This window comes from Micromonospora sp. WMMD729, assembly GCF_049315225.1.
Taxonomy (GTDB): Bacteria; Actinomycetota; Actinomycetes; order Mycobacteriales; family Micromonosporaceae; genus Micromonospora.
Genome location: NZ_CP186059.1, coordinates 2,353,612 through 2,367,967 on the forward strand (window position 1 = coordinate 2,353,612; position 14,356 = coordinate 2,367,967).

11 protein-coding genes are annotated in these 14,356 nt (G+C 74.2%); 9 read left to right on the plus strand and 2 right to left on the minus strand.

All coding sequences use genetic code 11. The features are described from left to right. Window positions 1–57 precede the first annotated feature (57 nt). Entirely contained in the window at window positions 58–1,104 is a 1,047-nt protein-coding gene (locus ACN263_RS10840) for a helix-turn-helix domain-containing protein (RefSeq protein WP_422739664.1), read from the minus strand. Window positions 1,105–1,206: 102 nt separating this feature from the next. Here ACN263_RS10840 and recN point away from each other — a divergent pair, with 102 nt between their 5' ends. From recN to ACN263_RS10885, 9 genes are all read left to right on the plus strand, one after another. Further along, window positions 1,207–2,964, plus strand: a complete 1,758-nt coding sequence (recN, locus tag ACN263_RS10845; RefSeq protein WP_422739665.1) for a DNA repair protein RecN — start codon at window positions 1,207–1,209, stop codon at window positions 2,962–2,964. A 119-nt stretch (window positions 2,965–3,083) separates the two neighbouring features. Continuing rightward, on the plus strand, window positions 3,084–4,262 hold the full coding sequence (gene steA, locus ACN263_RS10850) for a putative cytokinetic ring protein SteA (RefSeq protein ID WP_422739666.1): 1,179 nt from the start codon (window positions 3,084–3,086) through the stop codon (window positions 4,260–4,262). A gap of 27 nt (window positions 4,263–4,289) precedes the next feature. After that, entirely contained in the window at window positions 4,290–5,231 is a 942-nt protein-coding gene (locus tag ACN263_RS10855) for a copper transporter (RefSeq protein WP_422739667.1), read from the plus strand. A gap of 43 nt (window positions 5,232–5,274) precedes the next feature. Continuing rightward, window positions 5,275–6,141 (plus strand): hypothetical protein, encoded by an 867-nt coding sequence (locus ACN263_RS10860; protein WP_422739668.1) that lies wholly within the window; start codon window positions 5,275–5,277, stop codon window positions 6,139–6,141. 1 nt (window position 6,142) lies between these two features. After that, complete coding sequence (gene murJ, locus ACN263_RS10865; RefSeq protein ID WP_422739669.1) at window positions 6,143–7,834, plus strand: murein biosynthesis integral membrane protein MurJ; 1,692 nt, start codon at window positions 6,143–6,145, stop codon at window positions 7,832–7,834. Window positions 7,835–7,865: 31 nt separating this feature from the next. After that, window positions 7,866–9,014 carry a glycosyltransferase family 4 protein gene (locus ACN263_RS10870; RefSeq protein WP_422740672.1) on the plus strand — a complete coding sequence of 383 codons (1,149 nt, stop codon included), beginning with the start codon at window positions 7,866–7,868 and terminating at the stop codon, window positions 9,012–9,014. After that, window positions 9,014–11,422 (plus strand): hypothetical protein, encoded by a 2,409-nt coding sequence (locus ACN263_RS10875; RefSeq protein WP_422739670.1) that lies wholly within the window; start codon window positions 9,014–9,016, stop codon window positions 11,420–11,422. Before ACN263_RS10870 ends, ACN263_RS10875 begins: the two co-directional genes overlap by 1 nt. A gap of 152 nt (window positions 11,423–11,574) precedes the next feature. Continuing rightward, window positions 11,575–13,320, plus strand: a complete 1,746-nt coding sequence (locus ACN263_RS10880) for a CTP synthase (protein ID WP_422739671.1) — start codon at window positions 11,575–11,577, stop codon at window positions 13,318–13,320. Then, window positions 13,317–13,916, plus strand: a complete 600-nt coding sequence (locus ACN263_RS10885; RefSeq protein WP_422739672.1) for an NUDIX domain-containing protein — start codon at window positions 13,317–13,319, stop codon at window positions 13,914–13,916. Before ACN263_RS10880 ends, ACN263_RS10885 begins: the two co-directional genes overlap by 4 nt. A gap of 87 nt (window positions 13,917–14,003) precedes the next feature. Here the strand turns inward: ACN263_RS10885 and ACN263_RS10890 are convergent, their stop codons facing one another. Then, on the minus strand, window positions 14,004–14,327 hold the full coding sequence (locus ACN263_RS10890; RefSeq protein ID WP_422740674.1) for a TM2 domain-containing protein: 324 nt from the start codon (window positions 14,325–14,327) through the stop codon (window positions 14,004–14,006). Window positions 14,328–14,356: the final 29 nt, after the last annotated feature.

Consider the following 14,356-nt stretch of genomic DNA (forward strand, 5'->3'; position numbering starts at 1 on the left):
TCAGCGCGACGGTGGGCCCGGCCGCGTCGGTCGTCGCGCGACGGCCGCAGCGCCCGGTCAGAGCCAGCCGCGTCGGGCCACCTGGAACGCCAGCCCCGGCCGGGTGTCGACACCGGCGACGTCCATCAGATCGGCGAGCCGGCGCTGCACGGTGCGGCGGCTCACCCCGAGCTGGGAGGCGATGGACTTGTCCGGTACACCGGCCACGAACAGCGACAGCAGTCGGGCCTCGTCGGCGTCGGGTCGGTAGCCGTCGGCCGGACGGTCGTCGCCGGCGTCGCGGCGGTCGCCGTTGGAGCCGCTGTCGCGGCGGTGTTCGGTCGCCGCGACAGCGAGTGGGTCGTCGAGTCGCAGCCGGGTGGCGAGCCGCCAGTGACTCTCGAAGAGGGCCAGCAGCGCGTCGAGCAGTTGGCTGCGGCCGATCACCGCGGCGCTCGGCTCGCCGCCGTCCCGGTCGGGCACCAGCGGGCAGATGGCGGTACGCCCGTCCACGATGGCCAGTCGGACCGGTAGCCGGTCCAGCACCCGGGCCTGCTCACCGGCGGCGACGCCTTTGGCCAGGTCGGCCAGTGCGCCCGGTTCCAGCAGCAGGTCCCGTTCGTAGATGGCGCGGTAGCTGACCCCGCGGGCGAGGGCGTCGAACTCCTCGACGTTCTCCGGGCCGGCCATCGCGAGGGGGTTGGCCCGGCAGAACCACAGCACCTCCTCGCGGGCCGAGTTCTGCAGGTCACGCAGCCGGTCGCGGAGCGTACGACCGCCGCGGATCACCTCGACCAGATGGTCGACGTGGTGACGGCGCAGGCCGGTCCGGTACTCCTCGGCCAGTTGGGTGACCCGACGGCGGGCCGCCTCCAGGTCCTCCTGACGGCGCAGCAGCGTGGCGCCGAGGGCGACATCCGGTGCGGTGGGGTAGAGCGGGGCGTCCGGATCGTCGCCGGTGGGCTGCACGAGACCCTTGGCCCGCAACGCCTCGACCTGCTCGGCGACCTGCGCCCGGGACCAGCCGAGCCGGCGGACCAGTTCGTCGGGGCGGGCCGTGGTGAGCTGGAGCAGGCAGCGGTAGAGCTCCTCCTCGGCGGAGGTCAGGCCGATCACGTCCAACACGGGGCAAGACTGTACGTCGGCCAGGTCACGGCCGCACCGCGGCCCGGTCGTGGGGCCCGTCGGCTGGTCAAGTGTCGGCCCTCGCGTCTACTGTCGGGTGCTGTGCTGGAAGAGCTGCGCATCACCGGACTCGGCGTCATCGAGGACACCACGCTGCCGTTGACCGGCGGCATGAACGTCATCACCGGCGAGACCGGTGCCGGCAAGACGATGGTGGTCACCGGTCTCGGCCTGCTCTTCGGCGGCCGGGCCGACGCCGGGCGGGTGCGTGCCCAGCCGGGCCGGGCCGTGGTCGAGGGGCGGCTGCGCCTCGCCGGGCGGGTCGCCGACGCGGTGCACGCCCGGATCGGCGACGCCGGTGGCGAGCCCGACGAGGACGGCTCGCTGCTGTTGAGCCGTACGGTGACCGTGGAGGGCCGCTCGCGGGCCCACCTGGGCGGCCGGAGCATGCCCGTGTCGATGCTCGGTGAGGTCGGCGAGCAGGCGGTGGCCGTGCACGGTCAGTCCGACCAGTTGCGCCTGCTGCGCCCGGCCGAGCAGCGGGCCGCCCTGGACCGGTTCGCCGGGCCGGCGCACGAGAAGCTGCTCGACGCGCTGCGGGAGGCGTACACCGGTTGGCGGCGGATCGTCGACGACCTGGCCGACCGGCGGCGCAACGCCCGCGAGCGCAACCAGGAGGCCGACCTGCTGCGGCTCGGCCTCGACGAGATCACCCGGGTCGACCCGCAGCCCGGCGAGGACGACGAGCTCAAGACCGAGGCGCAGCGACTGGAGCACGCCGAGGGTCTGCGCACGGCCGCGCAGCTGGCCCAGCAGTGCGTGGCGGGTGGCGCGGAGGTGGCCGACGAGACGCCGGACGCGGCGTCGCTGCTCGGCACTGCCCGGCGCACCCTGGAGGCGCAGGCCGGCACCGATCCCGCGCTGGGCGAGTTGGCGGCCCGCCTGGAGGAGGCGGCCACCCTGGTCACCGACGTGTCGGCGGAGCTGTCGGCGTACCTGGCGACGCTGGACGCGGATCCGGCCCGGTTGCAGCACGTCTACGAGCGGCGGGCGGCGCTGCGCACGTTGACCCGCAAGTACGCCGACGACGTCGATGGGGTCGTCGCCTGGGCCGAGCGGGCCCGTACCCGACTGTCCGACCTGGACACCTCCGACGACCTGCTCGACGAGCTGGACCGCGAGGGGCAGCGACTGGCCGCGGAGGTGGCCGACCTGGCCGCCCGGGTGTCGGTGTCCCGGCAGGAGGCGGCGGTCCGCTTCGCCGACCAGGTCACCGTCGAGCTGGCCGGTCTGGCGATGCCGCACGCCCGGATCGAGGTGGCGGTGCTGCCCCGACCGGCGGGCCGGGCCGAGCCGTCGTTGACGGTCAACGGCGTCGAGGTGGGCGTCGCGGCCGACGGCGGCGACGAGGTGGAGTTGCGGCTGCTGGCCCACCCGGGCGCACCGTCGTTGCCGTTGCAGCGCGGTGCCTCCGGCGGTGAACTGTCCCGGGTGATGCTCGCCATCGAGGTGGTCTTCGCCGGCTCCGGCGGCCCGCCCACGCTGGTCTTCGACGAGGTCGACGCGGGTGTCGGTGGTCAGGCCGCGGTGGAGATCGGTCGTCGGCTGGCCCGGCTGGCTCGCAGTCACCAGGTGTTGGTCGTCACGCACCTGCCGCAGGTGGCCGCGTTCGCCGACCGGCACCTGGTGGTGGCGAAGGACACCGGCGGCGCGGTGACCACCAGCGGTGTACGGGTCGTGGAGGACACCGAACGCGCCCGGGAACTGGCCCGGATGCTGGCCGGTTTGCCCGATTCGGATCTGGGTATCGCTCACGCCGAGGAGCTGCTGGCGGTCGCGGCGAAGGAAAGGCGGTTGTGACGCCGCGTATTGTGGGCGCAAGCACACCGGCTCGCGCCGGCGTGTGCTTCCCTGGGTAGGCGGCCCTGCTCAGGCATGTCGCGACAGAAAAGCCTGCCTCACATGCCAGGATGGTCACGATGCGTCTACCCACGTTGCGCCGGAACCGGAATGCCGAACCGGGCAGAGTCCTCGGCACCGCGCGCCTTGATCGCCGAACGAAACGCCTGGTCGGCCGGCTTCGCCCCGGCGACATCGCGGTCATCGACCACGTCGACCTGGACCGGGTGGCGGCCGACTCGTTGGTCGCTGTCGGTGTCGGCGCGGTCCTCAACGCCAAGCCGTCGGTCTCCGGCCGCTATCCCAACCTCGGCCCGGAGGTGTTGATCGCCGCCGGCATTCCGCTCCTGGACGATCTCGGCGAGGGCGTCTTCGAGCGCATCCGCGAGGGCGACCAGGTGCGCATCGAGGGCAACACCGTGTTCGCGGGCGAGGAGCCGGTGGCGCACGGCGCCCTGCAGGACGCCGAGTCGGTCGCCAAGGCGATGGCCGACGCCCGGGAGGGGCTGTCGGTGCAGTTGGAGGCGTTCGCCGCCAACACGATGGACTACCTGCGCCAGGAGCGCGATCTGCTGCTCGACGGTGTGGGCGTACCGGACATCCAGACCCAGATCCAGGGCCGGCACTGCCTGATCGTGGTGCGTGGCTACGACTACAAGGCCGACCTGGACGTGCTGCGCCCGTACATCCGGGAGTTCAAGCCGGTGCTGATCGGCGTGGACGGCGGCGCGGACGCGCTGGTTGAGGCCGGGTACACCCCCGACATGATCATCGGGGACATGGATTCGGTCACCGACGACGTGCTGCGCTGCGGCGCCGAGGTGATCGTGCACGCCTACCCGGACGGCCGGGCGCCCGGCCTGCCCCGGGTCAACGGGCTCGGCGTCCCGGCGATCACCTTCCCGGCCGCCGCGACCAGCGAGGACCTGGCGATGCTGCTGGCCGACGAGAAGGGCGCCTCCCTCCTGGTCGCGGTCGGCACCCACGCCACCCTCGTCGAGTTCCTCGACAAGGGCCGCGGCGGAATGGCCTCGACGTTCCTGACCCGGCTGAAGGTCGGCGGCAAGCTGGTCGACGCCAAGGGCGTGAGTCGGCTCTACCGGCAGAGCATCTCCGGTTCGTCGTTGCTGCTGCTGGTGCTCTCGGCGATCGCGGCGATGGCCTCCGCGGTGGCGGTCTCCACCGTCGGTAAGGCGTACCTGGGTGTGGTCGCCGAGTGGTGGGACAATTTCGTGTTCCAGCTGTACCGGCTCTTCTAGTTCCCGACCGATCAAGAGGCTGCAAGCGTGATCAACTTCCGCTACCACGTGGTGTCCCTCACCGCGGTCTTCCTGGCTCTGGCGATCGGCCTGGTGGTCGGCACCGCCGCCCTCAACGGGCCGGTCGCCGACTCGCTCAAGCAGCAGGTCACCGGGCTGCGCAAGGACAACCAGCAGTGGCGCCAGCAGGTCGCCAACATGGAGAAGCAGCTCGGTCTTGAGGAGGAGTTCGCCGAGGAGATGTCGCAGGTGGTCCTGCCGGGCACCCTCAGCGGACGCCGGGTGGTGGTGCTCAGCCTGCCGAACGGACGTGACCACACCGAGGGTGTGCTCAAGAAGCTCCAGCTCGCCGGTGCCACCATCACCGGTCGGGTGGACCTGCAGGACAAGTTCATCAACCCGGACAACAACTCGAACCTGCTGGAACTGGCCGTCACCGCGGCCCGACCCACCGCACAGACCACCGGCCTGCCGGGCAACGGGCACGGGGTGGAGACCTCCAGCGCGCTGCTGGCCAGCGTCCTGCTGGACCGGGCCCAGGGCGCCGCACCGGTCAGCGACGCCGACCGGCGGGCGGTGCTCGCCGCGTACAACAACGCCGGCTACCTGACCACCGACAACAACAAGGTCACCGGTCCGGCGGAGGCGGTCGTCGTGGTCAGCGGCCAGCCGTACGTCGACAAGGACTCCGAGAAGCGGGACGAGTCGGTCGTCAAGATCGCCGAACAGTTCGACCGGACCGGGGCGATCGTAATCGGCGGCAACGGCTCCGCCGGCGGCAACGTGGTGTCCGTGGTCCGGGGTGACCCGGTGCTGTCGCAGACCATCTCGACCGTCGACAACGCCAACACCGTCCAGGGGCAACTGGTCACCAGCCTGGCCCTGGTGCAGCAGCTCACCGAGAAGAAGGCCGGCCAGTACGGCGTCGGCGACAACGCCGCGTCCCTGCTGCCTAGACTGCCCCAGTGAGCGAACGACGTACCGCCGTGTCCGTAATCGACGAGGTGCCGGCATGAGCACGCTGGGTCGGCTGCTGGTCGCCGCCGCCGGAGCGGCCGCCGCCCGGTACGCGCTGCGCGAGGTGCGGACCGCCCCGGTGGGTCCGGCGCTGGAGCGCACCAACTTCCGGGGCCGGACGGTGACCCTCGCCGCCGGTCCGGCGCTCGCGGCCGGCGCGACCGCCGCGGGCGCGTTCGGCGCGACGAGCGCCGCCTCCGGTGGCGCCGCCCTGGTCGCCGGTCTCGGCGCCGGCGGTGTCGGGCTCTACGACGACGTGGTCGGGGCGCGACCGGAGCAGAAGGCGGCCAAGGGCTTCGCCGGGCACCTCGCCGCGCTGCGCGAGGGGCGGGTCACCGCCGGGCTCGTCAAGGTGGTCGGGGTGGGCGCGGCCGGGCTGGGCGCCGCCGCGCTGCTCGCCGCCGACCCCCGCGTCGCCGCGCACCCGCGCCGGCAACGCCAGGGCGCGTTCGGTCGGGGCGTGGACGTGCTGCTCGGCGCCGGCGTGATCGCCGGCACCGCCAACCTGCTCAACCTGCTCGACCTGCGACCCGGCCGGGCCATCAAGTCCGGGCTGCTGCTGGGCGCGCCGCTGACCGGCGGTCCGCACGGCGGGATCGCCGCCGGTACCATCGGCGCCGCCGCCGGCCTGCTCGGGGACGACCTGTCCGAGGACGTCATGGTCGGCGACAGCGGCGCGAACGCGCTCGGCGCGCTGCTCGGCGTCGCGTTGGCCGCCCGCAGCGGCCCACTGGGCCGCGCCGGCCTGCTCGCCGTGCTGGCCGGGCTCACCGCCGCCAGTGAGAAGGTCAGCTTCACTGCGGTGATCCAGCGGACCCCGGGTCTGCGGGAGCTCGACGCACTGGGCCGGCGCACCGACTGACGTGACCAGACCGGCCCCCCTCGCCGGCGCCGGCCGGCTGGCCGGGGCAGCCGCGCTCATCGCCGTCCTCACCGTGCTCAGCCGGCTCGCCGGCTTCGGCCGGACCGCCGTGTTCACCTGGAGTCTCGCCCCGACCGACCTCGGTGGCGCCTACGTGGTCGCCAACGCGGTGCCGAACTTCATCTTCGAGATCGTCGCCGGTGGGGCGCTGGCCAGCCTCGTCGTACCGTTGCTGGCCGGCGCGGTCGAGGCCGGTGACCGGGAGACCGTCGCCCGGACCACCGGCGCCCTGCTGACCTGGACGCTGGCCCTGCTGGTGCCGCTCGCGCTGCTGGTGGCGCTGTGCGCCGGCCCGGTGGTCGAGTCACTGGGGCACCACCTCACCGACGCCCAGCAGCACAGCGGGGTACGGATGCTGCGGGTCTTCGCGCCGCAGCTACCGCTGTACGGGGTCGGCATCGTGCTCACCGGGGTGCTCCAGGCGCACCGCCGCTTCGCCTGGCCGGTGCTCGCCCCGCTGCTGTCCAGCCTCACCGTGATCGTGGTGTACCTGGGGTTCACGGCCACCCAGGGCCGCTACGCCACGGTCGCCGGGGTCAGCCCCGGCGGCGAGGTGCTTCTCTCCGCCGGCACCACGCTGGGCGTGGTGGTGCTGTCGCTGTCGCTGCTCGTTCCGGTCCGCCGGCTGCGACTGGGGGCGCGGCCCGGTTTCGGGTTTCCCGCCGACGCGCGGGCCCGGGTCGGCGCGCTGGCGGTGGCGGGCGCGGTCACCGTCACCACACAGCAGATCGCCCTGATCGTCAGCCTCAACCAGGTGACCGCGGGCGCGCGCAGCAACCCCGGCGTCTACAACCTGGCGCAGACCGTCTACCTGCTGCCGTGGGCGGTGCTGGCGGTGCCGCTGGCGGTGGCGGCCTATCCGACCCTCGCGGCGGCACGCTCGGCCGGCGACGAGGACACCTACCGGGCGACCCTGGCGCCGGCCGTGCGCGGGGTGCTGCTGTTCAGTTGCCTCGGCGCGGCGGCGCTGGTCGGCACCGCGGGGCCGGTCGGGCACTTCTTCTTCCCCGCGTCCACCGCGCCCACCGCCGCCGCCGCGATCATCGGGTACGCCCCGGGCCTGGTCGGCTACGGTCTGTTCGCGATCCTCACCCGGGCGCTCTACGCGCGCGGGCAGACCCGGGCGGCCACGGTGGCGACCGCCGTCGGCTTCCTCGTCGTGCCGGTCGCGGTGCTGACGCTCGGCCGGGTCCTGCCGCTGACCGACCGGGTGCTCGCGGTGACGTCCGCGAACTCGGTGGGCATGGTGGTGCTGGGCGCGCTGCTGGTCGTCGCGGTGGCCCGCTCCGCCGGTGCGCCGGCGCTGGCCGGAGCGGCGCGTGCCGGGGCGGCCGGTCTCCTCGCCGGCGTGCTCGCCGCGCTCGCCGGGCTGGGCCTGAGCCGCTGGCTCGACAGGCTGGACGGCGGCACCCCGACGACGGCCGGGGCGCTCGGTCAGGGCATGCTGTCCGGGGTTCTGGTCGGTGTCGTGTTCCTCGTCGTGGTCTGGTTCGTCGACCGGCGGGACGTACGGCCGCTGCTGACCGGGGTGGCCCGCCGCCTGCGGCGGGGCCAGCGGGGCCGGGCCGGCACGTCCACGCCGGGCGCGGTCCCCCCGGAGTCGGGGGACGGGAAGGAGACGGCGGTTCGGTGAGCGTTGTCAACACCATCCGGCGGTGGCCGGCATGACGGAGCGCAACGGTTGGTCGGGCGCCGTGGCGCTGGTGCTGGCGTCCAGCACCGGCGGGGTCGGCCAGCACGTCAGTTCGGTGGCGCGCGGGCTCGTGGCGTCCGGGGCGACGGTGCTGGTCTGCGGGCCGGCGGCGACGCAGGAGCAGTTCGACTTCGTCGGCGTCGGGGCGCGTTTCGAACCGGTGGAGATCCCGGCCAGCCCGACCCCGGCCGACGCGCGGGCGGTGCTCGCCCTGCGGCGGGTGCTCGCCACGGCCCGGGTCGACGTGGTGCACGCGCACGGCCTGCGCGCCGGTCTCGTCGCCGTGCTGGCCCGACCGGCCGTCCCGCTGGTGGTGACCTGGCACAACGCGGTCCTCGCGGGCGGGCTGCGCGGCGGGGTGTCCCGGCTCGTCGAGCGGGTGGTCGCCCGTGGCGCCCGGGTGGCCCTCGGGGCGTCCGCCGACCTGGTCGAGCGGGCCGCCGCGCTGGGCGCCGCCGACGCACGGCTCGCCCCGGTCGCCGCCCCGACGCTGCCCGCGCCGCGTCGCCGTCGCGCCGCCGTCCGTGCCGAGTTCGGCGTCGGACCGGAGCAGCCGCTGATCCTCTCGGTGGGGCGGCTGCACCCGCAGAAACGCTACGACGTGCTGGTCGACGCGGCGGCCCGCTGGCGCACGCGTACCCCACCGCCGGTCGTGGTGATCGCCGGGAGCGGCCCGGCGTACCTGGCGCTGGCCGCCCGGATCTCGGCGGCCCGCGCGCCGGTGACCCTGCTGGGGCACCGTACCGACGTGGCCGACCTGCTCGCCGGCGCCGACCTCGCGGTGGTCACCAGCGACTGGGAGGCGCGGCAGTTGTTCGCCCAGGAGGCGATGCGGGCGGGCGTGCCGCTGGTGACGACGGCGGTGGGTGGCCTGCCGGAGCTGGTCGGCGACGCCGCCGCGCTGGTCCCCTCGGTCGACGTGGACGCGGTCGACGCGGCGGTGCGCGCGCTGCTGGACGACCCGGCGGCCCGGGCGGATCTGGGCCGGCGCGGCGCCGAACGGGCGGCGACGTGGCCCACCGAGGCGGACACGGTCGCCGTGCTGGCCGCCCTCTACGCCGAACTGGCCGCCCACCCGGCGGCGCCCGGCTCCGACGCGCCCATGACGGGACACCGGTGATGATGCGTCGACTGGCCCCGGCCCTGTTGACCGTGCTCGTGGTGGCGCTGGGCGTCGCCGCGCTCGCCGTCCGGCCGCCGCAGGGCACGCCGCAGCGCACCGCCGACTTCGTGGTGCTCGCCGGTGTGGCGGGGTTGCGCTGGGAGGACGTCGACGAGCAGCGCACGCCGACGCTGTGGCGGATGGCCCAGGAGGGCTCGATCGGCTCGCTGTCGGTACGGTCCGCACACCGGCCCACCTGCCCGGTGGACGGCTGGCTGACGCTCGGCGCGGGCAGTTTCGCCGGCTGGAACGGCGCCCGCCCCGACGGCGGTTGCCCGCCGGCCTCGGTGGCCGTGGAGCAGCCGGACGGGATCGGCGCGAACCTGCCCGACCAGGAGAGTGTGGTCCAGTACAACCAGCAGCGGCTGCCGTGGGGCACCCTGCCCGGGTCGCTGTCGGAGTCGGTGCGCTGCTCGGTCGCCGTGGGTCCGGGCGCCGCCGTGGCCGCCGCGCGGCCCTTCGGCCGGGTCGACAGGTACGCCGCGGGTCTGCCGGCCGATCCGCGCCGGCTGCTCGGCTCCTGCGTGCTGAGCATCGTCGACCTCGGCACGATCGAGGGGACCGACCCGGCGGCGCGCGCCGAGGAGGCGCGGGCGGCCGACGCGCAGTTGGCCCGGGTCCTGGCCGCCCGCCCGCCGCGGTCGCTGGTGCTGGTCGCCGGCATCTCCGACACCGAGCGACCGTCGCGGCTGCACGTGGCGATCGCCGACGGGCCGGGGTGGGAACGGGGCTGGCTCACCTCGGCCAGCACCGGCCGGGACGGTTACCTGCAACTCGTCGACCTCGCGCCCACGGCGCTGGCCGCGTTGGGCCGGCCGATGCCGGAGCGGCTGTTCCTGGGCCGTCCGGCGGTCAGCACGGGCGGCCGGCCGGCGGACCTGACGGAGGCGATCGACGCCCCGGCGGACGCCGACCGGGAGGCGGCCGCCCAGCGGACCGTGTCCGGCGGGTTCTTCACCGTGCTGGCCGTGGTGCAGGTGCTGCTGGCCCTGGCGGTGCTGCCGTTGCTGCGCCGCGCCCGGCCGCACGCCGGCCCGACCGGTCCGACCCCGGTTCCCGCCCGGGTCGTGGCGGTGGTCGAGCTGCTGCTGGTCGCGGCGGCGTTGACCGTTCCGGCCGCGTTGCTGGCCGACGCCGTCCCCTGGTGGCGGGGCGGGCACCCGGGGTGGATCTTCGCCGGGGTCACCGCGTTGCTGGTCGCGGGAGGCACGGCCGCGGTGCGGTTCGCTCCCGGGTACGCCAGGACCCTCGGCCCGGTCGGCGCGGTGGCCGGCCTCACCACCCTGGTTGTCGGGGTGGACGTGCTGACCGGTGCCCGCCTCCAGCTCAACGGTGTGGTCGGCTACTCCGCGTTGCAGGGTGGCCGGTACGCCGGGCTGAGCACGGTCGCGCTCGGGGTGTTCCTCGCCGGCGCGTTGGTGACCGGCGGGTGGCTCGCCCAGCGGGTGCACCGTCGCTGGCGGCCCGCCGTGATGGTCGCCGTGGGTGGCCTCGCCGTGGTGGTGGTCGGCAGCCCGTACCTGGGTGCCGACCCGGTCGGCGCGATCGCGCTGACCGGCGGCCTGAGCGTGGCGGCGGCGATCAGCGCCGGTGGCTGGCTGACCATCAGCCGGCTGGCATGGGCCAGCATGGCCGCCCTGGCGGTAGGTATCGGTTTCGCCGTGGTGGACCTGCGCCGGCCGGCGGCCGAGCGGGGGAGCCTGGGCCGGTTCCTGTCCGCGGTCGGCGACGGCACCGGCGGGTTCACCGTGCACCGTTCCAGCACGGCCAACTTCGAGACGTTGGTGAACAGCCCGCTGACCGTGCTGGCGATCGTCGGTGGGCTGCTGGTGTGGTTCGCGCTGCTCCAGCCGTGGGGTGGGCTGATGCGGCTGTTCGGCATCTACCCGGCGGTGCGGGCGGCGTTCGGTGGCACGGCCGTCGCCGCGGTGCTGGGCGGCGTGCTCGACGGCGCGGCGCTGGACGTGGCCGGCGCGGCGGCCGCCCTGGTGGTGCCGATGGCGGCGCTGGCGTCGTTGCGGGTCCTCGGGCACGCCGCCGACCGGACCCGTCCCGGCACCGGCCGCGCGCGGGAGGACGAGGCCGACGACGATTCGGGTTCCGGGGGCGACGGGCCGGCCGGCGGGGGGAACGGTCCGACCGGCGGCGGTGGTCCGCTGGGCGCCGGTCACCCCCGGCCGGTCAGCGGTGCGCCCGCCGCGCCGCCCCGTACGGTCGTCCGAGGGCTGGACCTGGGCTCGCCGGCGGTCGACGGCGCCGGACGGCCGGACGGTCCCACGGGGGGCGCTGCGGCCACCGCTCCGGCGCAGCGGCGTCCGGCGGACGCGCCGGTGGACCGGCCATCGAGCGAGGTTGCCGCCTCCTGACCGCCGGGTGTCGTCGAGATGGCCCAGCCGGGGTGCGGCCTGCGAGTACCCGTCGCGGAGGTGTTACCGTGGAATCCCGTGGATCGCGTGATCACTTTGCTGATCGAGCACGGCGGTCTGCATGACCGCGACAGACGACACGGGAGCAGGCCTTGGCCCCATCAGCACGGACGACCAGGCACATTTTCGTCACCGGGGGCGTCGCCTCCTCGCTGGGTAAGGGCCTCACCGCCTCCAGCCTCGGCAACCTGTTGACCGCGCGCGGGCTGCGCGTGGTGATGCAGAAGCTCGACCCCTACCTGAACGTCGACCCGGGGACGATGAACCCGTTCCAGCACGGCGAGGTCTTCGTCACCGAGGACGGCGCCGAGACCGACCTCGACGTCGGACACTACGAGCGTTTCCTCGACCGGGCGCTGTCCGGCAAGGCGAACGTCACCACAGGGCAGATCTACTCCGACGTGATCGCCAAGGAGCGTCGGGGGGAATACCTGGGCGACACCGTCCAGGTCATCCCGCACATCACCAACGAGATCAAGTCGCGGATCCTGGCGATGGCGGATCCGGACGAGGACGGCGTCCTGCCCGACGTGGTCATCACCGAGGTCGGCGGCACGGTGGGCGACATCGAGTCGCTGCCGTTCCTGGAGGCGATCCGTCAGGTCCGGCACGACCTGGGCCGGGACAACTGCTTCTACCTGCACGTCTCGCTGGTGCCGTACCTGGCGCCGTCGGGCGAGCTGAAGACCAAGCCGACCCAGCACTCGGTGGCGCAGCTGCGCAACATCGGTATCCAGCCGGACGCCATCGTGCTGCGCTGCGACCGGGAGATCCCGGAGAAGCTCAAGGAGAAGCTGTCGCTCTACTGCGACGTGGACCGCGAGGCGGTCGTCGCCGCCCCGGACGCGCCGAGCATCTACGACATCCCGAAGGTGCTGCACCGCGAGGGGCTCGACGCGTACGTGGTGCGCCGGCTCGGGCTGTCGTTCCGGGACGTGGACTGGACGAGCTGGGACGACCTGCTGGAGCGGGTGCACCGCCCCCGGCACACGGTGACCGTCGCGGTGGTCGGCAAGTACGTCGACCTGCCCGACGCGTACCTGTCGGTGAGCGAGGCGATCCGGGCGGCCGGGTTCGGCAACCGGTCCCGCGTGCAGCTCAAGTGGGTGCCTAGCGACGAGTGCGTCACCCCGGCGGGCGCGGCGGCGGCCCTCGCCGGCGTGGACGGCATCCTCATCCCGGGCGGGTTCGGCGTGCGCGGCATCGAGGGCAAGATCGGCACGGCCCGGTACGCCCGGGAGAACGGCATCCCGCTGCTCGGCCTCTGCCTCGGGTTGCAGTGCATGACGATCGACGTGGCCCGGCACCTGGCCGGCCTGGACGGCGCGAACTCCCTCGAGTTCGACGAGCAGGCCGCGCACCCGGTCATCGCCACCATGGCCGACCAGGAGGACATCGTCGCCGGCAAGGGTGACCTGGGCGGCACCATGCGGCTCGGGGCGTACCCGGCGACGTTGACCGAGGGCTCGATCGTCGCCGAGGCGTACGGCAGCACCGACATCAGCGAGCGGCACCGGCACCGCTACGAGGTCAACAACGCCTACCGGGACGCGCTGACCAAGGCGGGCCTGCACATCTCCGGCACCTCGCCGGACGGTCGGCTGGTCGAGTTCATCGAGCTGGACCGTGACCTGCACCCGTTCTTCGTGGCCACCCAGGCGCACCCGGAGCTCAAGAGCCGCCCGACCCGTCCGCACCCGCTGTTCGCGTCGTTCGTCAAGGCCGCGGTGGCGTACTCGCAGGCCGACCAGTTGCCGGTCGATCTCGAGGCGGCCGCGGAGGCCCCGTCGACCCGCAAGGCCGCCCGCAACGGCGCCGCCACGAAGGCGTCGGCGTGACCGAGCATCGCTACGAGGTCCGCTCCCGTGAGGAGCGCTACCGGGGGCGGATCTTCGACGTGGTCACCGAGGAGGTGACCATGCCGGGCGGCGGCACCGGGCGGCGGGACCTCGTGCGGCACGTCGGTGCGGTGGCCGTGGTGGCTCTCGACGACGCCGGTCAGGTGGTGCTGATCCGCCAGTACCGGCACCCGGTGGGTCGGCACCTGTGGGAGCTGCCGGCGGGGCTGATGGACGTTTCCGGCGAGGAGTTGCCGGCGGCCGCGTTGCGCGAGCTGGCCGAGGAGGCCGACCTGACCGCCGGGCGGCTCGACGTGCTGGTCGACCTGCACAGCTCGCCGGGGTTCACCAACGAGCTCGTCCGGGTCTTCCTGGCCCGGGACCTCGCCGACGTGCCGGCCGACGAGCGGCACGAGCGCCACGACGAGGAGGCCGACCTCCAGGTCATCCGCGTCGACCTGGACGAGGCGGTCGGCATGGTCCTGGCCGGCGAGATCACCAACGCGTCCGCGGTGGCCGGCCTGCTCGCGGCGGCGCGTGGCCGGGACACCGGCTTCGCGGCGCTGCGCCGGGCGGAGGCGCCGCTGCCGCGCTGAGCGCCGCCGCCGGTCCAGCCGATCATCGAGTACGCGCCAAAGGGGCCCCGCCGACGGCGGGGCCCCTTTGTATGGTCGCGCGGACGGTCAGTCCCGCAGCTGGCGGCCCTGCGCGTCGGTGCCGCCGTTGACGAGGATCAGGATGCCGTCGATCAGGCCCCAGAGGCCGCCGGCGCCGCAGGTCACCAGGCTCACGACGAGCTGGAGCACGGCGATCTTGGTGTGTCCGGTGTAGAACCGACCGGCCCCGAAGGTGCCGAGCAGGATGCCGAGGATGCCCGCGACGACCTTGCTCTTGTCGGAGTAACCCGGGGCGTACCCGGGCTGGTAAGGAGGAGTGGTCATGGGCGGACACAATAGTGATCCACTCGCCCGCTGTCCGTACCGCCACCCGTCAGATGGGACGATAATGGGCGAACACTGTCCTGACGGTTGAGGCG

What these genes read in the sequence shown, in the direction of transcription:
- steA (WP_422739666.1), top strand. Translation starts at nt 3,084, where the DNA reads ATGCGTCTACCCACGTTGCGCCGGAACCGGAATGCCGAACCGGGCAGA.
- ACN263_RS10860 (WP_422739668.1), top strand. Translation starts at nt 5,275, where the DNA reads ATGAGCACGCTGGGTCGGCTGCTGGTCGCCGCCGCCGGAGCGGCCGCC.
- ACN263_RS10870 (WP_422740672.1), top strand. Translation starts at nt 7,866, where the DNA reads ATGACGGAGCGCAACGGTTGGTCGGGCGCCGTGGCGCTGGTGCTGGCG.
- ACN263_RS10875 (WP_422739670.1), top strand. Translation starts at nt 9,014, where the DNA reads ATGATGCGTCGACTGGCCCCGGCCCTGTTGACCGTGCTCGTGGTGGCG.